We start from the raw sequence: 20,488 nt of genomic DNA, 5'->3' as shown, positions 1-20,488 counted from the left end.
ACGCTTAAGAATTTGGTTTGCGGATGACTAAGCCATTGGAACGCCGAGAGAAACTTCGATCCGATTTGATCCTGGCGGCGGAACGAATGATCGCCGACAGGGGATTGGCGGGTTTAAAGACCCGCGATCTCGCCCGCGAGATCGGCTGCGCCAACGGCGCGGTCTACAATCTCGTCGCCGATGTCGATGAACTGATCCTACGCGTGGGCTCGCGCACTTTGCTTCGGCTCGACCGGGCCCTGAGCGCGGCGGAAAGCGCGCGCGAGCCGTCGCCGCAGGAGACCCTGGTCCGCATTGCTCTCGCCTATTGCGATTTCGCCGCGGAGAATCTCGAGCTGTGGCGCGCTCTGTTCGAGCACCGCATGGCAGCCGACAAGCCCCTCCCCGACTGGTCCATCGACGACCAGCTGCAGCTGTTTCGCCACGTCTACCAGCCGCTGGCCGCGCTATTTCCAAAACGCAGTCGGGAGGAGCTCGGCATCACCGCGCGCAGCCTGTTCTCGGCGGTGCATGGCATGGTGGCGCTGGGACTGGAGCAGAAACTGGTCGCGGTGCCGCTGCCGGCGCTCCGGAAGGAAATCGCGGGCCTGGTGCGCGCGATGATTGACGGGCTGATCGCGCGGGCGGCGTAGAGGCCGAGAGAGCACGGCTCAACTGTCGGCGTGCCTGACTAAAATTTCACCTGTCGCGTCGTGTGCCGCGCGCTTAGCTTCGCGAGGTCCACTTCCCTCTCCGGAGCATCCAATGCCCCTCCTCATCCGCGGCGGCACCGTCGTCAATCATGATCATTCGCGCCGCGCGGACGTGCTGATCGACGGCGCGACCGTCGTCGCGATCGGGCGGTCGCTCGATGCGCCGACGGGGTGCGAGATCATCGATGCGGGCGGCGCTTACGTCATCCCGGGCGGCATCGATCCGCACACCCATCTCGAAATGCCGTTCATGGGCACGGTCACCGCCGATGATTTCGAATCGGGGACCAAGGCGGCGCTGGCCGGCGGCACCACCATGGTGGTGGATTTCTGTCTGCCCGATCCAGGCCAGTCGATGCTCGCGGCCTATCAGGAGTGGCGGCACAAATCCGAGAAGGCGGCCTCCGATTACGGCTTCCACATGGCGGTAACGTCGTGGTCGAAGCAAATCCATGACGAGATGGAGACCGTGGTCAAAACCTACGGCATCAACACCTTCAAGCACTTCATGGCCTACAAAGGCGCGCTGATGGTGAACGACGACGAGCTCTACAACTCGTTCGCCCGCTGCGCCCATCTCGGCGCCATGCCGGTCGTGCATGCGGAGAACGGCGACGTCGTCGCCCTGATGCAGGAGGCGCTGATCGCGCGCGGCATCACCGGGCCCGAGGGACACGCTTATTCACGGCCGCCGGAGGTGGAGGGTGAAGCCACCAACCGCGCCATCATGATCGCCGACATGACGGGGACGCCGGTCTACATCGTGCACACGAGCTGCCGCGAAGCGCATGAGGCGATCGCGCGCGCACGTGCGGCGGGCAAGCGCGTCTATGGCGAGCCGTTGATCCAGCACTTGTTGCTGGACGCCGGTGAATATCAGAACAAGGACTGGGATCATGCCGCGCAGCGCGTGATGTCGCCACCGTTCCGCGACAGGTCGCATCAGGATAGTCTTTGGGCCGGTCTGCAAGCCGGCTCGCTGCAGGTGGTCGCGACCGACCACTGCGCCTTCACCACCGAGCAGAAGCGGTTCGGGTTCGGCGATTTCAGAAAGATCCCGAACGGCACCGGCGGCCTCGAAGATCGCCTCGCCCTGCTGTGGACCGCGGGCGTCGCCACGGGACGGTTGACGAAGGAAGAATTCGTCGCAGTCACCTCGGCGAATATCGCCCGCATCCTCAACATCTATCCGCGCAAGGGCGCGGTCGCCGTCGGCTCGGATGCAGATATCGTGGTTTGGGATCCCAAGGCGAGCAAGACCATCAGCGCGAAGCGGCAGATGAGCCGGATCGATTACAACGTGTTCGAGGGGTTTTCCTGCACCGGCGGACCGGCGGCGACGCTGTCGCGCGGCCGAATCGTCTGGAAAGACGGCGATCTGCGCGCCGAGGCCGGCGACGGCCGTTATGTCGAGCGCCCGGCGTTCTCGCCCGTGCATGTCGCCAATTCGACGTGGAAGGAGCTGACCGCCCCACGCGCCGTGCCCCGCGGAGCGGTGACGCCGTAGAATTGATGGCCGCGGCCTCGGCGTCCACGTGTTTTCGGCAATGCCTGTCATCGTCAACAACCACGTCGCGGGGGTGATCTACACGACGCGGACGCTTCAGGGCAAAGCGGGCAGCCTGACGCCGGCCGAGCAGGAGACGTTCATCGCCAACATCCTGTCCGACACAAAGCGGCTGGAAGCGATGGCGCAGCGGCTGCGTGAACTCGCACGTGCCGAAAGCCTGCCGCAAAACGAGCGCACGGAATTGGCGCCGGTGATTGCCGACCTCAGGAGCCGATTTCCGGCGAGCTCGATAGAGGCCAGCGGCAGCCTCGACCTGATGATCGGCATGTCGGCCGAGAAGGCGCTCATCGTGCTGTCGCATCTCGCCGATAATGCGATGCGACACAAGGCTGGGACAATCAGGCTGAAAGCGATCGACGAGCGTACGACCCTGCGTGTGACGGTAAGCAATGACGGCGAGCCGATCTCGACGCCGAACCGCGACAGGATCTTCGACGCGTTCTTCACCACGCGCCGCGACCAGGGCGGCACCGGGATGGGGCTGGCGATCGCGCGCGCGGTGATGGCGAGCCATGGCGGCTCGATCAGGCTCACGCCGACCGATCAGGGCGCGGCGTTCGAGCTGCAGTTTCCAATGGGCTAGATCGCGAACACCCAGGCGGCGACGATGGTGCCGATGGTGACCAGACCGGCGATGGTCCAGCCGGCTGCGTATTCCAGCTCAGGATGACCGGTCGCCCGCATGATCTCTGCCGGATCGGCGGTATGCTTCTCTGCCATGACAGCCTCGCATGTTACTTTCCGCGTCATATGTAAGTCGCATCAGCCATCATTAGGTTCCATCACGGAAATGCGAGGAATGACGCAGCTTGGCTTGTTCGACGATCCGCACGCAGGGCCCGCCGGCCTTCGCTATGCCGATGACTTCGTCGAGACCGCCGTCGAGCAGGCGCTCATCGGCCGCATCGCAGCATTGCCGCTCCAGCGCTTCCAGTTCGGCGCCTTCGAGGGCAACCGCCGGGTGGCGTCCTTCGGCTATCGCTATGACTATTCGCTGCAGCGGCTGGCCGAGGCCGAGCCGATCCCGGACTGGGTCCTGGCCGTCGCGCGGCAGGTCGAGGCATGGGCTGGGCTTGCTGGCGGCAGCGTGCGGCAGGTGCTCTGCACCGAATACGAGGCCGGCGTCGGCATCGGCTGGCATCGCGACAAGCCGCATTTCGACAAAATCCTCGGCATGTCGCTGGGCTCGTCCTGCAAATTCCGTTTCCGCCGCCGTAGCGGCGACAAATGGGAGCGCCACACGCTCGAAGCCCGGCCGCGCTCGCTTTACATGATGGACGGCGAGGCGCGGTCGCAATGGGAGCACAGCATCCCGCCGGTCGAGGCGCGCCGCTATTCCATCACCTTCCGGACGATGAAGCAGGCCTGACAGGTCGGCCAAACAAAAAAACGCGAAAACAACCCCATGCACAGTAGAACGGCCGTCTCGGCGCGGGGCTCGGCCCCGCGGCGTAACCGTTTGACACCTCGGAGCAAAACAGCCGTAGCGCGCGAAGGCGCAAGGCGAGGCGAACTTGCCTTCCAATTCGGATTTACATGCTAATCTGGTTCCGCGCGCTTCCCGGAGGGAAGCCGCGATTGCAGGTCCAGGGAGGGAAGATGAAAGCCGGTCGATTGATCTTCGCCTGCACCCTCGTCCTCGCAGCCGCCTCCGGCGTCGCGGGAGCCTCCGACGCGACGCCCGCAAAAGTCTCGGGCGCGACGGCGCTGGCGCTCGCGGGGGTGATCGCGCCGCTGTCGTCGGTCCTGTCTGGCGCCGAGAAGAAGGCAATGGCGATGCTGTTCGCCGCCAACAGCGACATTCCCTACAAGAAGCCGATCATGGTGACCGCCGATCGAATCATCTGTCGCGCCGGCAATGTCGACATCACCGTCCGGAACTGCGAGGTCACCTTCGGCAAGAAGACCCGGACGGTGAATGGCTCCACGGCCAACGAGATCTTCGCCACCGAAGCTCTGGCCGGCATTCCGGCCGACGGCGCCGCGGGATCGAATTTCGAGAGCCTGACCAAGCTGAGCTGCACGATCGACCCCAATGCCATCCGCCGGAAGGACGGCAGCGGGGCGGATTGCACGTTCCAGCCGGGGAATTGAGCCACGCGTGGAGGACGAGCCGAGAGAACCATGGGTGCCGCGAAATCGCCTCATGACCAACTAACTAATAAGGCGAATTGAAAAGACGGGCCAAACGCGCGAGCCCATATCGGGCACGCAGGGCCACCACCGACATGAAGAATTTTCTCGCATTTTTTCTGATTCTGGGCCTGACGGCAGCCTCCGCGCACGGCCCCTTGCCGCCGCGGCCGGCTGCGCCGTCCGATCTTGTCCAGGTCGGCCTCACAGATAGCGACACCACCGCAGGCGGCACCGCGCGGCTATGCGAGCAGGTCACCTTCTCGCGCGGCCTGCGCTACGGCGAGAGCGAAGCCAATGTGCTCGATGTCGCCACCGCCACGACCAAGGCGGATACGCCGCGGCCGGTGCTGCTGTTCGTGACCGGCGACACTTTCACTGGCGACCGCGCCGCGCCGGAGCTGTCGCGCCAGATCCAGGACCAGGCCATGTGCTTTGCCGCGCGCAACGACATGATCGGCGTGCGCGTCAACTACCGGCTGGCGCCCTCGGCGACGTGGCCGGCGGGTGCGAGCGACGTGGCGGCGGCGCTGTCCTGGGTCCACGGCAATATCGACCTATTCAACGGCGATGCCCGCGAGATCGTTGCGGTCGGCTACGGCGCCGGCGCCTTCCACGTCGCCACCCTGCTGGCCCATCCCGAACTCCAGACCGACCGCGCCGATGTCGCGGCGGTCGTGCTGGTGTCCGGGATCTACCGCGCCGGCAAGGACGCCAGCGACAGCGAGAAGGCCTATCTCGGCAGCGACGCCAGCCAGTACAACAAGCGCTCGGTCTTCCCCGGCATCCTCAATGTCGACGTCCCGATCGTGCTGGCCTGGGCCGCGGATGATTCCGCCGGCATCACGGCGCAGGGCGAAACCCTGAAGAAGACGCTCTGCGGCGCCGGCCATTGCCCGCGTAGCGCGCTGCTGCGCAGCCGCGACGGCATCGCGAGCGCCTTCGGCCTCGACGGCTCCGGCGACAGCCTCGCCGAGCCGACGCTGCTGCTGGTGCATCAGCTCGAGGCGCGCGGTCTGCCGTAGCGGCGTGTTGCCGGCAGCGCGCTGATAACGTCCACCTTTAGCTGGGTTGCCCCTCTCGCGGCCGCGCGCTCTCAGACAATTGTCTCGCCGGCGTTAGCACGCTTCAAACTACGATTCGCGATCTGGTCGCCGCCCGGATCGCCGCGTGCTATCTAGGAGAGCTCTCTGAAGCATTTCTATCTGTGGGGGTTCGTTAGGGACCAAGCAAATCGGCGTTTCGACGCGCCGCCGCCACGATCGGAAAACCGATGCTTAGTTTGCTTGCACGATGCGCGGTGATCTCTTTTGCGTTGATCTCGGCCTCCGCCGCCGAACCGGTCAAGCTCAAATTGGCCTTCCCCAGTTCCGACCGCTCGACGAGTTATCTCGCTGCGGTCAAGCCATTCGTCGACGCGGTCAACGCCGAGGCAAGAGGCCAGATCGAAATCGAGACCTATTTCAGCGGCGTGCTTGGAAAGGATCCGGCTGAGCAACCCCAGCTCGTGCTCGATGGTACGGCCGACATCGCCTACGTCGTGACGGGACTGACTCGCAACCGGTTCGCAGACAATGCAATCATCGAGATGCCCGGCCTGTTTACGAACATGCGGGAGTCCGTTGCGGTGTTCAACCGGCTTATGGCCGCCGGCGCGCTGCAAGGATACGACGACTACGTGGTGATCGGTGCCTATGTCACCGAGCCCGAGACGATCCACAGCAACATTCCGATCACGTCGCTGAATGATCTGAAGGACAAGAGAATTCGCGTCAACAATCCGGGCGAAGCCGCAGCGCTCGAAAAGCTCGGAGCGCGGCCCGTATTTCTGCCGGTCACCAAGATCTCCGAAGCCATCGGCAGCGGCAGCATCGATGGCGCCCTGGTACCACCATCTCCATTGGTCGATTACGGCATCAAACGCGTTGCGACCTATCATTACCTTCTTGGCATCAGCGGCGCACCGCTGATGGTTTTGATGAACCGGAAAATATTCAACCGGCTGCCGAAACCTGCACAGGCGACCATCCTCAAATACAGCGGTGCGTGGTCTGCCGGACGTTTCATGGATACCTACGAAGCCGTTGAAAACAGCATTATGGGGGAGCTGAAGTCCGATCCCAAACGCCAAGTGACCATACCCACGCCGTCGGACCTCGATGCGGCCAATGCCGTGTTCGCGGCCGTTGCCGACGATTGGGCTTCGAAAAGTGAGCGCAATGCCGAACTGCTAAAAACGGTTCGGGCCGAGCTCACGAAAATGCGATCGACCCGGTAGCACTGATGCCGTCACTCGCCAGTATCTGGCCTCAGCGAAACATCGTCACCATCGTCGCCGCGCTTGCCATTCTGTTGCTGGGCGCCGGGACGACCCTGAAGATCACGACCGATCATCTTCTCCGTCAAGATGCGACGTCGACCGCTCGTAGCTGGGCGAGGTTCCTGGCGGCCAGTGTCACCGATCTCGAGCAGATCGCCGGCGGCGAGCAGCCTTCCGCCGCGAGCATGGCGTTCTTCCTGTCGGCGCGAAATTCCGGCGAGGTCTTTCACTACGAAATATTCAACCGTAATGGCTACTCCCAGTTCGTTTCGACCCGCGAAAAGATCGCGCTCGTCGACTTGTCTGAATATAGCCCCGATGCGGCGCGATCAGCGGTTGACGGTCTCCCGATCGTCGACGTCAGGGAGGGAAATTCGCCCGACCGGCCGGCATTCTTCGCCCGCGCCTATGTCCCGGTCCAGACCGACGGTCGCCTCACCGCTGTCGTTGCGGCCTACGTGGATGAAACCGAGCAACGCAAGAATGTCCACAATACGTTCCTGACCGCGGCCGTGTTCCTTTGCCTGCTGTCAGGTCTCGCCTTCTCCATTCCCGCAATTGCCTGGTATCGGGAAACAAAGGTGAAGCACGCTGACCGGCGCATCCGGTTTCTCGCCCATCATGACGCGTTGACCGGGCTGACCAATCGCCCGCAGCTGATCGAAAAACTGGAGAGCGCCATCGCTCGCCTGCCGATGCGGGGCGGCAGCCTTGCCGTACACTTCATCGACATCGACCGTTTCAAGGAGGTCAACGATTCGCTTGGTCACGACGGTGGCGATTTTCTGCTCAAGTCCATCGCCAAGCGTCTTCGCGCCGCGGCCAGGATCGACGACGTGGTGGCGCGGCTCGGCGGCGACGAATTCGTGGTCGTGCAGAGCGGGATCGCCGGCAAAGCTCAGGCCGAGTCGTTTGCGAGCCATCTCGCCGCCGCGGTAAATGCGACCGTGAAATTCAAGCAGCACGAGATCCTCACCACCGCTAGCATCGGCGTGGCGCTGGCGACGGGGGAAGACACCACCGCCGAGCGGTTGCTCAAGAGTGCCGACCTCGCGCTCTACGCGGCCAAGGCAGCCGGCCGCAACTGCATCCGGTTTTTCCTGCCTGAAATGGACACTGAGCTACAAGCGCGCATCGAGCTCGAGAGGGCGATTCGCGACGCGGTACTGAATGATCGCTTCGAATTGCATTACCAGCCGCTCTTCGAAATATCCCAGCGCCGCCTTGCCGGCTTCGAAGCGCTGATCCGGATGCCCGCGGCGGACGGAACCCTCATTCCGCCATTGACCTTCATTCCGGTCGCCGAGGACTTGCGGCTTGTCGACAAGATCGGGGCGTGGGTGTTGCGGGAGGCATGCCGCACGGCCGCGACCTGGCCGGCGCACCTGACCGTTGCAGTGAACCTGTCACCCGTGCAGTTCGTGGCGGGCAACATCGGTGACATCGTCGCCGCCGCACTAAAAGACGCCGGACTCGCGGCGCACCGACTCGAACTGGAGATCACCGAAAGCCTGCTGCTCGGCAACACCGAAACGATCATGGCTCAGCTCCGGACGCTCAAGACGATGGGCGTTGCCATCGTGATGGACGATTTCGGGGCTGGCTATTCGAGCCTCAGCTATCTGTGGCGCTTTCCGTTTGACAAGATCAAGATCGATCGAGCCTTCATGCAGAGCCTCGACGGCCCTCATTGTCAGGTCGGGACAGTAGTAAAAGCGATCATCGCGCTCGGACGGGAACTGCGCATGCGGGTGACGGTCGAAGGCGTCGAGACCGCCAACCAGGCAGCTTTCCTCGACGCGGCCAACGGTGATCAGGTCCAGGGCTTCTTCTTCGGCCGGCCGATCCCCGCCTCAGAGCTCGGCGCCAGCATTCTCGCGGAGTTTGAGAAAGCAATGCCGCGGGCTTCGCCCGCGACCAAGCTGCACCTCGTCAACACATCGGCTGAACGGTAGCACGGACCCGTGCCTCTATCGGCCCAATGCGACTCTTGGCGATCCGCTATCGCAGACAATTCTCATGTTTCAGTTAGCCTTTGCAACACCAACATCGCATTTGGATTCGGCCGGCCGTATCTCGCGCGGAGGTTGCGCGTTGACTCTCAGGTGTATGATGCAAAACAAAACGCGTTTCGATTCGACATTCGAAGGCGGCGGCGGTCCAGATATCGCAAAACCTCTCGCGGTGGACGGAAACCATGACGCGCACGGTTTGCAACGCGCGTTGGATGCGCGTCTCAGTCCCGGCAATGCCGATGCCCCCGCAACCGGCGGCGATGCCGCCGCGGATGTAGCGCAATCCAAGCCGAGCCGGACGCTTCTCCGATTTGTGAAGGCCGCGGCGGGCATCGCCATCGTCGCAGTATTCGGCTGGCTGCCGCTCAGAGCGCTTTTCCAGACGTCAAGCGTCGAAGCCGTCGTCAATTCGAGGCTCGTGACGTTGAGGTCGCCGATTGACGGGAAGATTTCAGCCGGGGCCAGTCTGTCAGGCGATTTAGGCACCGTCGGTGAGGGCACTTTCATCCTCCGTGTCGTCAATCCGCGCGGCGACCGCGTGCGGCTCGATGACCTGCGCAGTCAGATGTCTCGCCTCGAAAACGAAAGGCCGAGCCTCGTTTCGAAGATAGCTTCAGCCCAGGCGGGGCAGAAGGATCTGGCGCGTCAGGCGGCCCTGTTCACAGCGGGGCGCATTCGTCAGCTCGAGGCGCGCATCGCAGAAATCCAAACATCAATCGAAGCGGCCGCAGCGCGTCGTGAAGAGGCGGCAGCCGCGGTGGAACGAGCATCATCGCTCATCAAATCGGGCAGCGTTTCGTCTGTCGAGCTTGGGCGCCTGACGCGGGATCAAACCATTGCTCAGCAGACCGAAATCGGCGCGCGACGCCGTCTGGATGCAACCCAGGTCGAGCTCACCGCCGCGCGCGAGGGCACTTTCCTCGGCGACAGCTACAACGATCGTCCGAGCTCGGTGCAGCGTGAGGAGGAAATGCGGCAGCGGGCTGAAGGCCTCACCGCGGACGTAGCGCACGCCGATGCGCAAATCTCGTGGCTCGTCGGCGAGATAGAATCAGAGCGATCTCGTTACATCGGCCGCTCCGAGGCGGACATCAAGTTCCCCGTCGCCGGCCGAATATGGGAGGTCATGACGGCACCTGGAGAGGACGTCCGGGCCGGACAACCGCTCATTCGTCTACTCGATTGTTCCGGCGCCGTAGTGACGGCGAACGTCACTGAGAGCGTGTATAACGGGCTGCAACTGGGATCTCTCGCACATTTCCGGCCGAGCGCCGGCGGCCCCGAATTGACTGGCACCGTCGTCAATCTCACCGGCTCCGCAGGGGTCGCAGCGAACCTCGCCATTAATCCCGATGCGCTGAGCAAGGAACCGTATCGTGCGACGATTTCGGTCCCCGACCTCAACGATGGCTCCAACGATTGTCCAGTCGGGCGAACCGGACGCGTCATCTTCTCGCCAGACACTGCGAGAAAGCCATGATCGCCGCGCTGACACCGGGCCTTATTGCGCTCGGGTTCTGCGTTGCCGTCCTTCCCTGGTTGCGGCACGAGAACTCCACGGCGCGCTCGCTGATGATCTCAATCGCATTGCTGCTCATGATCCGCTATTTTGGATGGCGCATGACAGCCACGGTGCCGCCCGTCGGCTGGACCGCCGACTTCGCCGTGGGATCCGTGTTCCTCTTCGTCGAGGCTGTATCGCTTGCGGCGGGTGCACTGACACTGGTGTTTCTCAGCCGCTCGACCAATCGAACGCCGCAAGTCGAAGTCAACAGGCGGTGGCTTGCCGGACGGCAAGCTCCGCTGATCGACGTATTCATTTGCACCTACAACGAGGAAACGTCGATTCTGGAGCGCACAATCATCGGCGCCACGGGAATGAACTATCCCAACTACCGCGTCTGGGTTCTGGACGACGGACGGCGTGACTGGCTCGAAAAGCTTGCCGGCCAGCTCGGCTGCCGGTATCTGGCGCGCCCGGACAACAAGGACGCCAAGGCCGGCAACATCAATCACGCCCTGTGGCATGTGGCGGAGCTCGCCGATCCCCCAGATTTCATTTCGATTCTCGACGCCGATTTCGTGCCTATGCCCGAATTTCTCAGCCGCGCGACGTGCCTGTTCCGCGACCAGGGCGTAGGCGTGGTACAGACACCTCAGCATTTCATCAATGCGGATCCGATCCAAACCAATTTGGCCGCGACCAAGGTCTGGCCGGACGAGCAGCGCTTTTTCTTCGATATCCTGATGCCATCGAAGGACGCTTGGGGCGTGGCGTTTTGTTGCGGCACGTCGTCGGTCATCCGATTCTCGTCCCTCGTGAAGATCGGCGGCTTTCCGACCGATTCCGTGACGGAGGACTACTTGCTGACGCTGCGGCTGACGGAAATTGGATCACGCACGGTGTACCTGAACGAGCGTCTGACCTTGGGGCTGGCCCCGGAGGGACTCAAGGAGTACATCACTCAGCGCAGCCGATGGTGTCTTGGCTTCATGCAAATCTTTCGGGGGCGCAGTGGTCCCTTTTCCCGAAGATCGCAGCTGGACGTTGTCGACAGGCTTTCTCTCATCGAAGCATTCATGAGTTGGACCTCGACCTATGTCGTCAAGGTCTTCGGTCTCGTCGTTCCAAGCCTTTATCTTCTCTTCGGCATCAAAGCGGTCCAGGCCGATCTTTTCGAACTCCTCGGATATTTCCTGCCTTTTTATGTCTGGTATTCGCTCACCATGGCCTGGATTTCCCGCGGACGCTCCATGGCGGTGATGTCGGATGTCGCTCAATACATTGCACTGCCGGCGGTTCTCAAGGCCGTGGCGGCGGGACTGCTCCAGACGCAGGGACACACATTCAAGGTCACGGCGAAGGGCGGGGATCGCGACCAACGCTTCGTCGAATGGCCACTGCTCAGGATATACGGCACCGCATTGGCGATTACGCTCGCGGGTATCGTCTATGCCTTCGTGCTTCATGTGCAAGGTGACATGATCGCCTATGGCGGTCTGGCGCTCGCCTGGAGTTTGTACAACGCCATCATTCTGTTGATCGTCTGCCTGGTGTCCATCGAGCAGCCGCGGCGACGGAAGGCCGAGCGGTTCGAGCGAGATGAGCCTGTCCTTTTCAATATCGGTTCCCGGCAGTGCATCTACCGTTTGGCAGACATGTCGATCACGGGCGCTCGCTTCGTGAGCGACAATCCACCACCTGTCGGGACCGCGGTTCGCTGCACCCTCCAGGAGAGAAACGTCGCGGCCCTGGTCGTGCGACGCACGGGGAATGGCTTTGCAATCCGGTTTGATGAAACCCTCAACACCCGCATCGCTCTCATTCGCGCTTTCTATTCCGGTGACTACGTCAGCGCATTCAGCGGCATCCACGCCGCCCCGATCGGCAAAGCATTAATGATGCGGATTTTCGGGTGACTACCTCTGCTGATGAAGCGCAGCACCAAGCTCGCTGAACGTCACCGTCGTTGCCAAGCCGAGCGCTGCAACCGGTTCTTCTCGACCAATGCCTACGTCCAGGCCTTCGGCGCTCGATCGTTCCAGGTAGCGCGCGCCCTATGTAGGCGCCCGCAATTCGCCCTGAAACCAAGCCAAGGTATCAGACGATCTCATTGGGTCGACCAGCACGACCGCGATCTGGTCGACGAAATCGCAAGCGGGACATTCGAAGGTCCAAATCTCAGAACCGGCGGAGCTTGGCGTGATGCGCGCCAGCGTCGTTGTTATCCGGCATGTAGGACAAGGTGGTCGCTGAATGGCCATGAGGCTCGCCTGAATCCGGCGGGAGCGCGATACTCTCAGTCACCGATGGGCGCCGATGCGGGCGGTGATGGACCATCATGGAACCGAGAGCTCTGCCGCCACCGGTCAATATAGACCACCATCCAAATTACGGCCCGCTATCCCAAACATGATCTTTCACAGATCGATTCATTTTTCATCGGACGAGTGCGGAACAGCGAGCGCACCCGGGCTATATCGCCCGATTTCACGACCGCCGGGTCGAGATGGAGTTCAAAGTCCGCGGGCTGCCCTAGCGGCGCGCCCCAGTCGGCGCGTCAGCACGCCTGCCGTTTCGTCCGGCCCTCCAGCTGCGCACCGCGCCACAGCTTTGACAAACGCTTGACCTAGATCAAGCAGCCTTGGTGCGGATTGAGCCGACCTCGATGAGGGGCCAACGTCAAGGTATCGGGCATGCGCGTCTCCGGCAGGATGCTGTTCGTGTTGATGGTTGCCCTGGCATCGCTCGGGGCGATGTCGCAGGAGCGCGCCGATCAACCCACCGCCGACAACGAAATCCGTATCGGCAATGTCATGCCGTATTCGGGACCGCTGTCCGAATTCGGCGCCATCGGCCAGGCGGAAGCGGCCTATTTCGACATGGTCAACGCGCGCGGCGGCATCAACGGCCGCAAGATCCGCTTCATCACGCGCGATGACAATTCCGATCCGACGACCGCGCTGGAGCTGACGCGCAATCTGGTCGAGACGGACGACGTGCATTTGATGTTCGGATCGTTCGGCACGCCCGGTAATCTCGCCACGCGCTGGTATCTGAACGCGAAGAAGATCCCACAACTGTTCGTCGCCTCCGGCGACGAGGAGCTGAGCCAGGCCAAGGCGTTTCCCTGGACCATGGGCTGGCAGCCGTCGTTCCGGTCGGAGGGGCGCATCTACGCCAACTATCTCCAGGCCTATTATCCCAGGAAGAAGATCGTGGTGCTCTGGCAGAACGACCAGTTCGGGCGTGCGCTTCTCAAGGGCCTGGAGGAAGGTCTTGGCGATCTGAACCGTCTCGTCCTCGTCGACATCGCCTTCGACATTGCCGATGAGCATCTCGACGGACACGTCTCGATCCTCAAGCGCGCCGGCGCCGATATCTTCGTCTTTCTCGGTGTACCGTCGACGGCGTCCAAGGTGATCAAGCTGGCGGCGTCGCTCAAGTGGCGCCCGGTCTTCATCGTCAACGACGCCTCCGCCTCAATCGCCAATGCGATGGCGCCCGCAGGCCTGGAGAATTCCTCCGGCGTGATCTCGGCGGCCTTTCTGAAGGACCCGAGCGATCCCGCATGGAAGGACGATCCCGCCATGAAGGACTGGTTCACTTTCATGGACAAATACCATCACGACGAAAGCACCAACAGCAGCGCCGCGCTCTATGGCTACGCCGCGGCAGAGGCGCTGACGCAGGTGCTGAAGCAATGCGGCGACGACCTCTCGCGCGAGAACATCATGCGTCAGGCGGCTTCGCTGAGGAATTATCAGCCTTCGGTCGCCCTGCCCAACATCAGGATGAACACCTCGCCAAACAGCTACCTGCCGATCCGGCAGATGCGGCTGGTCCAGTTCGACGGCCGCTCCTGGCAACCCTTCGGCGACGTGATCGAAACCGCCTTCACGGAAGGCGCGGCGCGGTGAGTTGACTCGGGCCCACCTATTGCTGGGCTACCCCTCTCCCCCGCCCTCTCCCACAAGGGGGGGAGGGAGCCGAGCGGAGAACGGAGCAGCGTCGCACCATGATCGACTTTCCGCGAAGTTGGACAACGTCGCCACGTTAAAGATGTGTTTCCCTCCCTCCTTGTGGGGGAGGGCTAGGGAGGGGGTGCCACACGGCACACTCTCTCGATGGGAGACGGCAACGCGCGTGCTCCTCACGCCGGGTTCAGCGAGGCCAGCGCATTCTCCAGCAGCGAGCGCACCCGCGCCGCGTCGCCGGATTTGACCACGGCGGGGTCGAGATAGAGCTCCAGCCCCGGCGCTCGCTCGGTGATGATCCCGCTCCTTTCGGCGGCCGCGTCGTTCAGCGCGTCGACCGAATAGGGAATGATTTCGCGGCTGATGCCCTTCATCGTGATCGCGGGCAGCGCGTGGGCGCGGACGATGTCGCTGACCAGCGCGAAGGTCTCGTAGCTCAGCACGATGCCGCCGGGCTCGGCGATCGATTGCAGGCGCGCGGCGAGGTTCGCCTCCGCACCGATGATGGTGTAGTCCATGCGATCGCTGCTGCCGAAATTGCCGACATTGCAATAGCCGGAATTGATGCCCATGCGGGCCTTGAACGGCAGCTCGATGCCGGAGGCGCGCCATTTCGCATTGAGCTCGGTGAGCCGGTGCTGCATGCGCCAGGCCATCTGAAGGCAGGCCTGCGCGTCGGCGCGGTCGCCTTTGGTATCGGGGTCGCCGAAGAAGATCAGCATGGCATCGCCGATGAACTTGTCGATGGTGCCGCCAAATTCGTGGGCGACCGCCGACATCTCGGTGAAATATTCGTTGAGGAGCTGGGTCAGCAACTCCGGCTGGAGCCGCTCCGCCGTCGCGGTGAAATTCTGGATGTCGGAGAAGAAGATGGTGAGCTTCTTGCGCTCGGTGTGGATGGTGACGTCCTTCTGGCCGGAGAAGATGCTCTTGTAGACCTGCGGCGGGATGTAGCGCGAGATCTTCATCGACAGCGAAGCCAGGAAGTCGTTGGCGGATTCGAGCTCCTTGTTCATGCCCTTGATACGGCTCGCCTGGCGGCGCTGCAGCGAGAGAAACGACAGGCCGCTGCCGGCGGCGATCAGGAAATAGGCCAGCAGGAACTTGAACGAGAAGATGTTGGCGGCGATCGGCTGGGCGATGATCACCTCCTGGATGCCTCTGACGTCACCAACCTTCCAGTCCTTCTTCGGGCTCTCGGGGTGGCTGTTGTGGCAGCTGACGCAGGCCGGGCCCATCGTCACCGGAGCAATCAGCCGGACCTTGTCGTTGAACAGCGAGGTCTCGGTGTCGACGATCTTCTGCTCGGGATCGTTGCGAAGCGATTCGAGCGCGTCCTTCTCGAACTTGTCGAGCTGGTGCGGGGCGCGGTTCTGGAACGGGAAGTCCGAGACGAAACGGTAGGTGATGTTTTCCTGCTGCGCCCCGATCACCCGCCCTAGCTCCAGCGACAATGTCGCCGGGATCGGGATCGCGCCGGGGATGGATTCGTAGTTGTGAATCACCCTGGTCGTACCGTTCGGATTGGCGATGATGCGCCCGACCACGTTGGTCGCGTAGTAGCTGCGCACGCTCGTGATCACCGAATTCAGGTCGATCGCCTGCCGGCGCAGCGCGGTCTTGCTGAGTTCGGTCAGGTCCAGCCACACCGCGAGCGGCAAGGCGAGCAGCAGGAAGGCGATCGCGGCACCGGTCAGGATGCCGCTCTTGCGCTGTTCTTCGGAGATCTCTTGCTTCACTCTTTGGCTCCGTGATTGCGTTCCTGTCTCGAACTCGGGGCGATTTGCGGAACAGAGCCAATAAACGCGCTCCCGCGCAACCCCATTTTATGGTGGTCGCGCCAAGCGGCTTTTCGTTTCATGGCGAATGTTTAAGATCGGCATTTATCTGCATTCACTCCGCCAGGAGATCCACCAAATGGCCGAGACCATCCGCATCAAGCGCTTCAATGCGCGCTCCGTCATCGTGCCGATGAACCTCCCGCTCCAGACCTCGACCGGGGCTGTCGCAAAGGCACCGCTGGTGCTGATCGACTGCGAGACCGACCAGGGCGTCCAGGGGCACGCCTATCTGTTCTCGATCACGCCATCGGCCTTGAAGCCGCTGACGGCGATGGTCGCGGAAATGTCGGAGCTGCTTGCGGGCGACGAGCTGCTACCGTTCGAGATCGAGCGCAAGCTGACCCAGCGCTTCACCCTGCTGGGGCTCGCCGGCCTGCAGCGGCTGGCACAATCCGGCATCGACATGGCGGCATGGGACGCACTGGCGCGCGCACGCGGCCTGCCGCTAGCGCGGCTGCTCGGCGGCGCGCCAAGACCGGTCAGGGCCTACAATTCGAAGGGGCTCGGCATCATGCCGGCGGGTGCCGCGGTGGAGGAAGCCCACAAGCTGCTGGCCGAGGGCTTTCAGGCCGCAAAGATCCGCGTCGGCCGTCCCGATGCACGGGAAGACCTGAAGGTGGTGCGCGCGGTGCGCAAGGCCGTCGGCGACGACGTGACCTTGATGTGCGACTATAACCAGGCGCTGACGGCCACCGAGGCGATCCGCCGTGGCGAGATGCTCGACGATGAGGGCCTGACCTGGATCGAGGAGCCGATCCGTCACGACGATTATGAGGGTAACGCCCGCATCGCGGATGCGCTGCGCACGCCGGTCCAGATCGGCGAGAATTTCGACAGCGCCTTCGCGATGCAGACCGCGCTCTCAGCCGAAGCCTGCGACTACGTGATGCCCGACGTGCAGCGCATCGGCGGCGTCACCGGCTGGCTGCGCGCCGCCGCGCTGGCGCATGCCGCCGGGATCGAGATGTCGACGCATCTGTTCTCGGAAGTCAGCGCGCATCTTTTGTGCGTGACGCCGACCGCGCATTGGCTCGAATATGTCGACTGGGCCGACGCAGTGCTTTCAACGCGGCTGATCATCAAGGACGGCTTTGCCCTGCCGAACGAGGAGCCCGGCAACGGGATCGCGTGGGACGAGGCTGCGGTGAAGAAGTATCTGGTCGAATAGACCGCGTGTCGTCGCGACGTATCGAAGTGCGAACGTCGAAGCTGACGATCAGCGAACGGCATGCCTTCCTACGACTGAACAGCGGCAATCATACTCAGCTCGACCGGTGCACCCCGCGGCAACTCGGCGACGCCGACAGATGTACGCGTGTGACGACCGCGATCGCCTAGGCGCTCGATCAACCGGTCGGAAGCGCCGTTCATGACTTGCGATTGCTGAGTGAATCCAGGGGCCGAGGCGATGTATCCAACGAGCTGCAAGACCTGGACGATCTTGTCCTCTCCACCTGTTGCGTGATTGATGGCCGAAATGCAGAGATCTGCGCAGAGGGCCGCCGCCCCCTGTGCGGCGGCGACATCGACACCTGCGCCGACTTTACCGGAGCACAGCAGGGCTTCGCCGCGACGCGGCAGCTGACCACTGACATACGCAATTCCACCATGGATGATCACCGGCAAGTAGTTGCCACCTGGTTTGTTCACGCTGCTCATATCGATAACCTGCCTTCATTTCTCGCTGGCGTGGTGGGCGGACAATGGCAGGCGGGGAGTCGCGGATCAAGCTGCGCATTGCACCGAGGTGGTGCACGATAACGATCCCCCATGACCACATGGCGCCTTCATTCGCACATCGCGTCGTCGCGATCGGCGGCGAGATCGAGTTCGGCGAGAGCTGGCAGGCCGCGCTGGTGCGTAAGTTCCACGAGGAGCTCGGTATCGGAATCTCCATCGTGAAGGCGATGAGCTGAACACGTTGCTGCTTCCACATCGTCATTGCGAGCGCGGCCAAGCAATCCAGACCCCCTCCGCGGAAACAGTCTGGATTGCTTCGTTGCGCTCGCAATGACGGAGTGTGAGACAGCAGCGCTGCATGACCAGCTACGCTACCAAACCTCCGCGCCGGGAATCTTCCTGCGCACCGCGATGCGCTGGATCCAGATGCAGCGGCGGATGGATCTGTTGGAGCGGCCGACGGCCGAGATGCCCTCGCCGGCCTGAAGCAGCGGCGCCACGCTTTCGCGCAATGCGCGGCAGCGCTGCAGTTCGGCCTGCCAGTCGATGACCGCAGCAGCGGCGCGCGACGACATCAGCGCCAGCACCATCAGGGCAACATAGCTCGCCCGCATCACCCGCATTCCCTTCATTTTGATCCGCGCTCGTCGCGCCAGTAGCGGAAATCGCAATGGGACGCGCCTTGCATGATGGTTTGCGTGCGCGTGAGCCTGACGTCGGCGCCAAATCCATCAGCGGTCGCGAAGTCGGCGGTGCAGACCAGCAGGAAACCGAGCTCCGGCTCGCCCAGCGCCTTGTAGAACTCGGCATAGGCGCATCGCGTCACGTCGAACGCAAAGGCGTCCTGGGTCTGCTCGATGATGTCATAGGCGAGCGCGTCGTCTCGGGCATAGGTCTTGAACGCCGACGCGACGGCCTTGCCGAGATCGGCTTCGTTGTTCGTGCTGTTCTTTGCCTTCCAGAATTCCTCGCCGAAGCCGCGATAGAGGTCGCCAAGCGCCTTGCGCACCAATGCATTGGCGCGCGCCTCGCCGAGTTCGGCCTGCAACGCCTTAACCAGGGGCACCAGCACCTGCGCCTGGATCTTTGCCTGCTCGATGACGGACACGCTCATGGGCAACCTTCATCCGGGTTACTTCACACCACAAGACGATAACTCAACTCGCTGCTCGCGGCGAGGGTTTGCTTGCCTGGTCCCGTGGCATCCGGAAGTCTACGTTTCCGTGATGTCGGGGTCATCGCCGATCGTGCAATCCTGAAAACATCGACCTGGCCACAATGGTATGACGCTCACCATTCAAATTCCGCCGGCAAATGACCAGAGGTGACCATGATCCGACCCAAAATGCCTTCAGGCAATTTCACGCCACGAGTGTTTTCACGGCGCCCTCAAGTTGCGGCGTTTGCCGCAGCGCTGTTTCTCGCCGCAACGTTCTGGCCGGCCGGAGGCGCGCAGGCTGCCGCAAATGATGCCGAAGCACGAACCATCTTCGAGAAATTCATCGCGGCGCAGAATGCGCATGATGCGGACGCCATGAAGGCCATGCTCCTGAATTCACCCGGAACGCTGTTGTTTGCCAGAAACATCGAGACGCGCGGTCGCGATGAGGTCGCCGAACGCTTCAAGACCTATTACGAGGGCACCTGGCACCTCGAACCCGACATGTCGAAATTCCGCGTCGCCGTGATCTCGAACGAGATCATGCAGATCCTCGTGCCGATCGTCTTTACGCGCGGCCTTCCGGGCAAGCCGCCACAACAAAATACGTTTCTGATCAGCCAGACCTACGTTCAGGATGCGGACGGCTGGCACGTCGCCTCAATCCTTCCGGTCGCGAATACGGAACTGAAATAGGGGATTTAGTGGCTGTGTGTCGGCGCAGGAGGCTGCCGCTCCAGTCCGTGTCCGCTCTTCGAGCTACGCCGGACACGCTTCGCCAAAATGAGATTGGTGGCTTCCGAGCCGAAGCTCGCGGCGGCAGCCCGCCTGCGCCCGTTGGGCTTCGGCGTGGCATCCTTCACTCGGCTATCGCGAGCGAAGGATGGTGGGCGCGACAGGGATCGAACCTGTGACCCCTACCATGTCAAGGTAGTGCTCTCCCGCTGAGCTACGCGCCCTAGATGTCTCTAGATCGGGTCGGGTCCCTATAACGGCTCACGGGAGCCGGTGCAAGGACGGAAGGGGGCCGATTTAGGCCGCCAGCATCTTGTTCACTTCGCTGACCAATTCGCGCAAATGCACGGGCTTGGACAGCACCTTGGCGTTCTTGGGGGCATCCGAATCGGAGTTCAGGGCGACCGCGGCGAAGCCCGTGATGAACATGATCTTGATGTCGGGGTCGAGTTCCGAGGCCCGGCGGGCGAGCTCGATGCCGTCCATCTCCGGCATCACGATGTCGGTGAGCAGCATCTCGAACGGCTCTTCCCGTAGCCGCTGATAGGCGGCCATGCCGTTATCGTGGGACGAGACCTGAAAACCGGCGTTTTCCAGCGCCTTGACCAGGAAACGGCGCATGTCGTTGTCGTCTTCGGCGAGCAGGATCTTTGGCATGGCGGAAATGTCGAATCCCCAGAGGATATCAGCGGAGGTCACTAAGCCCGACGGACGGTAAATTTGGGGTGAAAATCTTTACCCTCCGCAGCTCGCGCTGCCGGACTCTTGTGAACCGGAATACGGCACGAAGCAATCGAGCCGTACCTGCCGGTCCCCACCTCGCTGCCCGCAGGGTTAAGACATGTTCCAGCGCAGATCTCATCTT

Annotated in this window: 19 protein-coding genes, 1 tRNA gene and 1 pseudogene; 14 read left to right on the top strand and 7 right to left on the bottom strand. The window is 62.6% G+C overall.

The window, feature by feature from the left end:
* The first annotated feature begins 23 nt into the window (after positions 1–23).
* From ACIPUD_RS13615 to ACIPUD_RS13605, 3 genes and pseudogenes are all read left to right on the top strand, one after another.
* Positions 24–632, top strand: coding sequence for a TetR/AcrR family transcriptional regulator (locus ACIPUD_RS13615; RefSeq protein ID WP_026232519.1), 609 nt, complete (start codon positions 24–26; stop codon positions 630–632).
* A gap of 112 nt (positions 633–744) precedes the next feature.
* Entirely contained in the window at positions 745–2,199 is a 1,455-nt protein-coding gene (gene hydA, locus ACIPUD_RS13610; RefSeq protein ID WP_204512435.1) for a dihydropyrimidinase, read from the top strand.
* A gap of 10 nt (positions 2,200–2,209) precedes the next feature.
* Positions 2,210–2,845 (top strand): annotated as a pseudogene (locus ACIPUD_RS13605) (sensor histidine kinase); the annotation flags it as partial.
* On the opposite strand, the gene ACIPUD_RS13600 reads toward ACIPUD_RS13605, so the two are convergent.
* On the bottom strand, positions 2,842–2,982 hold the full coding sequence (locus ACIPUD_RS13600; protein WP_007597071.1) for a hypothetical protein: 141 nt from the start codon (positions 2,980–2,982) through the stop codon (positions 2,842–2,844). The pseudogene ACIPUD_RS13605 and the gene ACIPUD_RS13600 overlap by 4 nt on opposite strands.
* Before the next feature lie 79 nt (positions 2,983–3,061).
* On the opposite strand from ACIPUD_RS13600, the gene ACIPUD_RS13595 reads away from it, so the two are divergent.
* The 8 genes from ACIPUD_RS13595 to ACIPUD_RS13560 all read left to right on the top strand — a co-directional run bounded on the left by ACIPUD_RS13595 (position 3,062) and on the right by ACIPUD_RS13560 (position 14,151).
* On the top strand, positions 3,062–3,631 hold the full coding sequence (locus ACIPUD_RS13595) for an alpha-ketoglutarate-dependent dioxygenase AlkB (RefSeq protein ID WP_446480826.1): 570 nt from the start codon (positions 3,062–3,064) through the stop codon (positions 3,629–3,631).
* A gap of 230 nt (positions 3,632–3,861) precedes the next feature.
* Positions 3,862–4,356, top strand: a complete 495-nt coding sequence (locus ACIPUD_RS13590) for a hypothetical protein (RefSeq protein WP_446480825.1) — start codon at positions 3,862–3,864, stop codon at positions 4,354–4,356.
* 134 nt (positions 4,357–4,490) lie between these two features.
* Entirely contained in the window at positions 4,491–5,420 is a 930-nt protein-coding gene (locus ACIPUD_RS13585) for an alpha/beta hydrolase (protein ID WP_085361229.1), read from the top strand.
* A gap of 275 nt (positions 5,421–5,695) precedes the next feature.
* A complete protein-coding gene (gene dctP, locus ACIPUD_RS13580; protein ID WP_247299323.1) occupies positions 5,696–6,673 on the top strand; it encodes a TRAP transporter substrate-binding protein DctP in 978 nt (325 codons plus the stop codon).
* A 74-nt stretch (positions 6,674–6,747) separates the two neighbouring features.
* Positions 6,748–8,670 (top strand): putative bifunctional diguanylate cyclase/phosphodiesterase, encoded by a 1,923-nt coding sequence (locus tag ACIPUD_RS13575; RefSeq protein WP_446480824.1) that lies wholly within the window; start codon positions 6,748–6,750, stop codon positions 8,668–8,670.
* 157 nt (positions 8,671–8,827) lie between these two features.
* On the top strand, positions 8,828–10,210 hold the full coding sequence (locus ACIPUD_RS13570) for an HlyD family efflux transporter periplasmic adaptor subunit (RefSeq protein ID WP_143273909.1): 1,383 nt from the start codon (positions 8,828–8,830) through the stop codon (positions 10,208–10,210).
* Positions 10,207–12,150 carry a glycosyltransferase gene (locus ACIPUD_RS13565; protein ID WP_247299319.1) on the top strand — a complete coding sequence of 648 codons (1,944 nt, stop codon included), beginning with the start codon at positions 10,207–10,209 and terminating at the stop codon, positions 12,148–12,150. The genes ACIPUD_RS13570 and ACIPUD_RS13565 overlap by 4 nt, the downstream gene beginning before the upstream one ends.
* Before the next feature lie 777 nt (positions 12,151–12,927).
* Positions 12,928–14,151, top strand: coding sequence for an ABC transporter substrate-binding protein (locus ACIPUD_RS13560; RefSeq protein WP_446480823.1), 1,224 nt, complete (start codon positions 12,928–12,930; stop codon positions 14,149–14,151).
* Positions 14,152–14,384: 233 nt separating this feature from the next.
* On the opposite strand, the gene ACIPUD_RS13555 is transcribed toward ACIPUD_RS13560, so the two are convergent.
* The gene (locus ACIPUD_RS13555) at positions 14,385–15,947 is read right to left on the bottom strand and encodes an adenylate/guanylate cyclase domain-containing protein (protein WP_446480822.1); all 1,563 of its coding nucleotides are present in this window, start codon (positions 15,945–15,947) and stop codon (positions 14,385–14,387) included.
* A gap of 178 nt (positions 15,948–16,125) precedes the next feature.
* Here ACIPUD_RS13555 and ACIPUD_RS13550 point away from each other — a divergent pair, with 178 nt between their 5' ends.
* Positions 16,126–17,217 carry an enolase C-terminal domain-like protein gene (locus ACIPUD_RS13550; RefSeq protein ID WP_026232518.1) on the top strand — a complete coding sequence of 364 codons (1,092 nt, stop codon included), beginning with the start codon at positions 16,126–16,128 and terminating at the stop codon, positions 17,215–17,217.
* 68 nt (positions 17,218–17,285) lie between these two features.
* Here the strand turns inward: ACIPUD_RS13550 and ACIPUD_RS13545 are convergent, their stop codons facing one another.
* Positions 17,286–17,708 (bottom strand): RidA family protein, encoded by a 423-nt coding sequence (locus ACIPUD_RS13545; RefSeq protein WP_018453354.1) that lies wholly within the window; start codon positions 17,706–17,708, stop codon positions 17,286–17,288.
* Positions 17,709–17,827: 119 nt separating this feature from the next.
* Between ACIPUD_RS13545 and ACIPUD_RS13540 the strand changes: the two genes are divergently transcribed.
* A complete protein-coding gene (locus tag ACIPUD_RS13540) occupies positions 17,828–17,965 on the top strand; it encodes an NUDIX domain-containing protein (protein WP_018453353.1) in 138 nt (45 codons plus the stop codon).
* A 135-nt stretch (positions 17,966–18,100) separates the two neighbouring features.
* Here the strand turns inward: ACIPUD_RS13540 and ACIPUD_RS13535 are convergent, their stop codons facing one another.
* A complete protein-coding gene (locus ACIPUD_RS13535) occupies positions 18,101–18,361 on the bottom strand; it encodes a hypothetical protein (RefSeq protein ID WP_018453352.1) in 261 nt (86 codons plus the stop codon).
* Complete coding sequence (locus ACIPUD_RS13530) at positions 18,358–18,843, bottom strand: L-2-amino-thiazoline-4-carboxylic acid hydrolase (protein ID WP_018453351.1); 486 nt, start codon at positions 18,841–18,843, stop codon at positions 18,358–18,360. Before ACIPUD_RS13530 ends, ACIPUD_RS13535 begins: the two co-directional genes overlap by 4 nt.
* Positions 18,844–19,059: 216 nt before the next feature.
* Here ACIPUD_RS13530 and ACIPUD_RS13525 point away from each other — a divergent pair, with 216 nt between their 5' ends.
* Positions 19,060–19,584: a nuclear transport factor 2 family protein gene (locus ACIPUD_RS13525; protein ID WP_204512440.1), complete on the top strand. Its 525-nt coding sequence runs from the start codon at positions 19,060–19,062 to the stop codon at positions 19,582–19,584.
* Between the two features lie 188 nt (positions 19,585–19,772).
* Here ACIPUD_RS13525 and ACIPUD_RS13520 read toward each other — a convergent pair.
* Positions 19,773–19,847: transfer RNA gene (locus tag ACIPUD_RS13520), tRNA-Val, on the bottom strand.
* Positions 19,848–19,920: 73 nt separating this feature from the next.
* Complete coding sequence (cpdR, locus tag ACIPUD_RS13515) at positions 19,921–20,280, bottom strand: cell cycle two-component system response regulator CpdR (RefSeq protein ID WP_007597092.1); 360 nt, start codon at positions 20,278–20,280, stop codon at positions 19,921–19,923.
* Positions 20,281–20,488: the final 208 nt, after the last annotated feature.

This window comes from Bradyrhizobium sp. CAR08 (genome assembly GCF_052871955.1).
This window is presented reverse-complemented; position numbering and strand designations above follow the sequence as displayed.

Coding starts and splice junctions, on each gene's coding strand:
- ACIPUD_RS13615 (WP_026232519.1), top strand. CDS start 24: ATGACTAAGCCATTGGAACGCCGAGAGAAACTTCGATCCGATTTGATC.
- ACIPUD_RS13550 (WP_026232518.1), top strand. CDS start 16,126: ATGGCCGAGACCATCCGCATCAAGCGCTTCAATGCGCGCTCCGTCATC.
- ACIPUD_RS13535 (WP_018453352.1), bottom strand. CDS start 18,361: ATGAAGGGAATGCGGGTGATGCGGGCGAGCTATGTTGCCCTGATGGTG.
- ACIPUD_RS13590 (WP_446480825.1), top strand. CDS start 3,862: ATGAAAGCCGGTCGATTGATCTTCGCCTGCACCCTCGTCCTCGCAGCC.
- ACIPUD_RS13560 (WP_446480823.1), top strand. CDS start 12,928: ATGCGCGTCTCCGGCAGGATGCTGTTCGTGTTGATGGTTGCCCTGGCA.
- hydA (WP_204512435.1), top strand. CDS start 745: ATGCCCCTCCTCATCCGCGGCGGCACCGTCGTCAATCATGATCATTCG.
- ACIPUD_RS13530 (WP_018453351.1), bottom strand. CDS start 18,843: ATGAGCGTGTCCGTCATCGAGCAGGCAAAGATCCAGGCGCAGGTGCTG.
- ACIPUD_RS13540 (WP_018453353.1), top strand. CDS start 17,828: ATGGCGCCTTCATTCGCACATCGCGTCGTCGCGATCGGCGGCGAGATC.
- ACIPUD_RS13595 (WP_446480826.1), top strand. CDS start 3,062: ATGACGCAGCTTGGCTTGTTCGACGATCCGCACGCAGGGCCCGCCGGC.
- ACIPUD_RS13565 (WP_247299319.1), top strand. CDS start 10,207: ATGATCGCCGCGCTGACACCGGGCCTTATTGCGCTCGGGTTCTGCGTT.
- ACIPUD_RS13585 (WP_085361229.1), top strand. CDS start 4,491: ATGAAGAATTTTCTCGCATTTTTTCTGATTCTGGGCCTGACGGCAGCC.
- ACIPUD_RS13525 (WP_204512440.1), top strand. CDS start 19,060: ATGATCCGACCCAAAATGCCTTCAGGCAATTTCACGCCACGAGTGTTT.
- cpdR (WP_007597092.1), bottom strand. CDS start 20,280: ATGCCAAAGATCCTGCTCGCCGAAGACGACAACGACATGCGCCGTTTC.
- ACIPUD_RS13545 (WP_018453354.1), bottom strand. CDS start 17,708: ATGAGCAGCGTGAACAAACCAGGTGGCAACTACTTGCCGGTGATCATC.
- ACIPUD_RS13600 (WP_007597071.1), bottom strand. CDS start 2,982: ATGGCAGAGAAGCATACCGCCGATCCGGCAGAGATCATGCGGGCGACC.
- ACIPUD_RS13570 (WP_143273909.1), top strand. CDS start 8,828: ATGCAAAACAAAACGCGTTTCGATTCGACATTCGAAGGCGGCGGCGGT.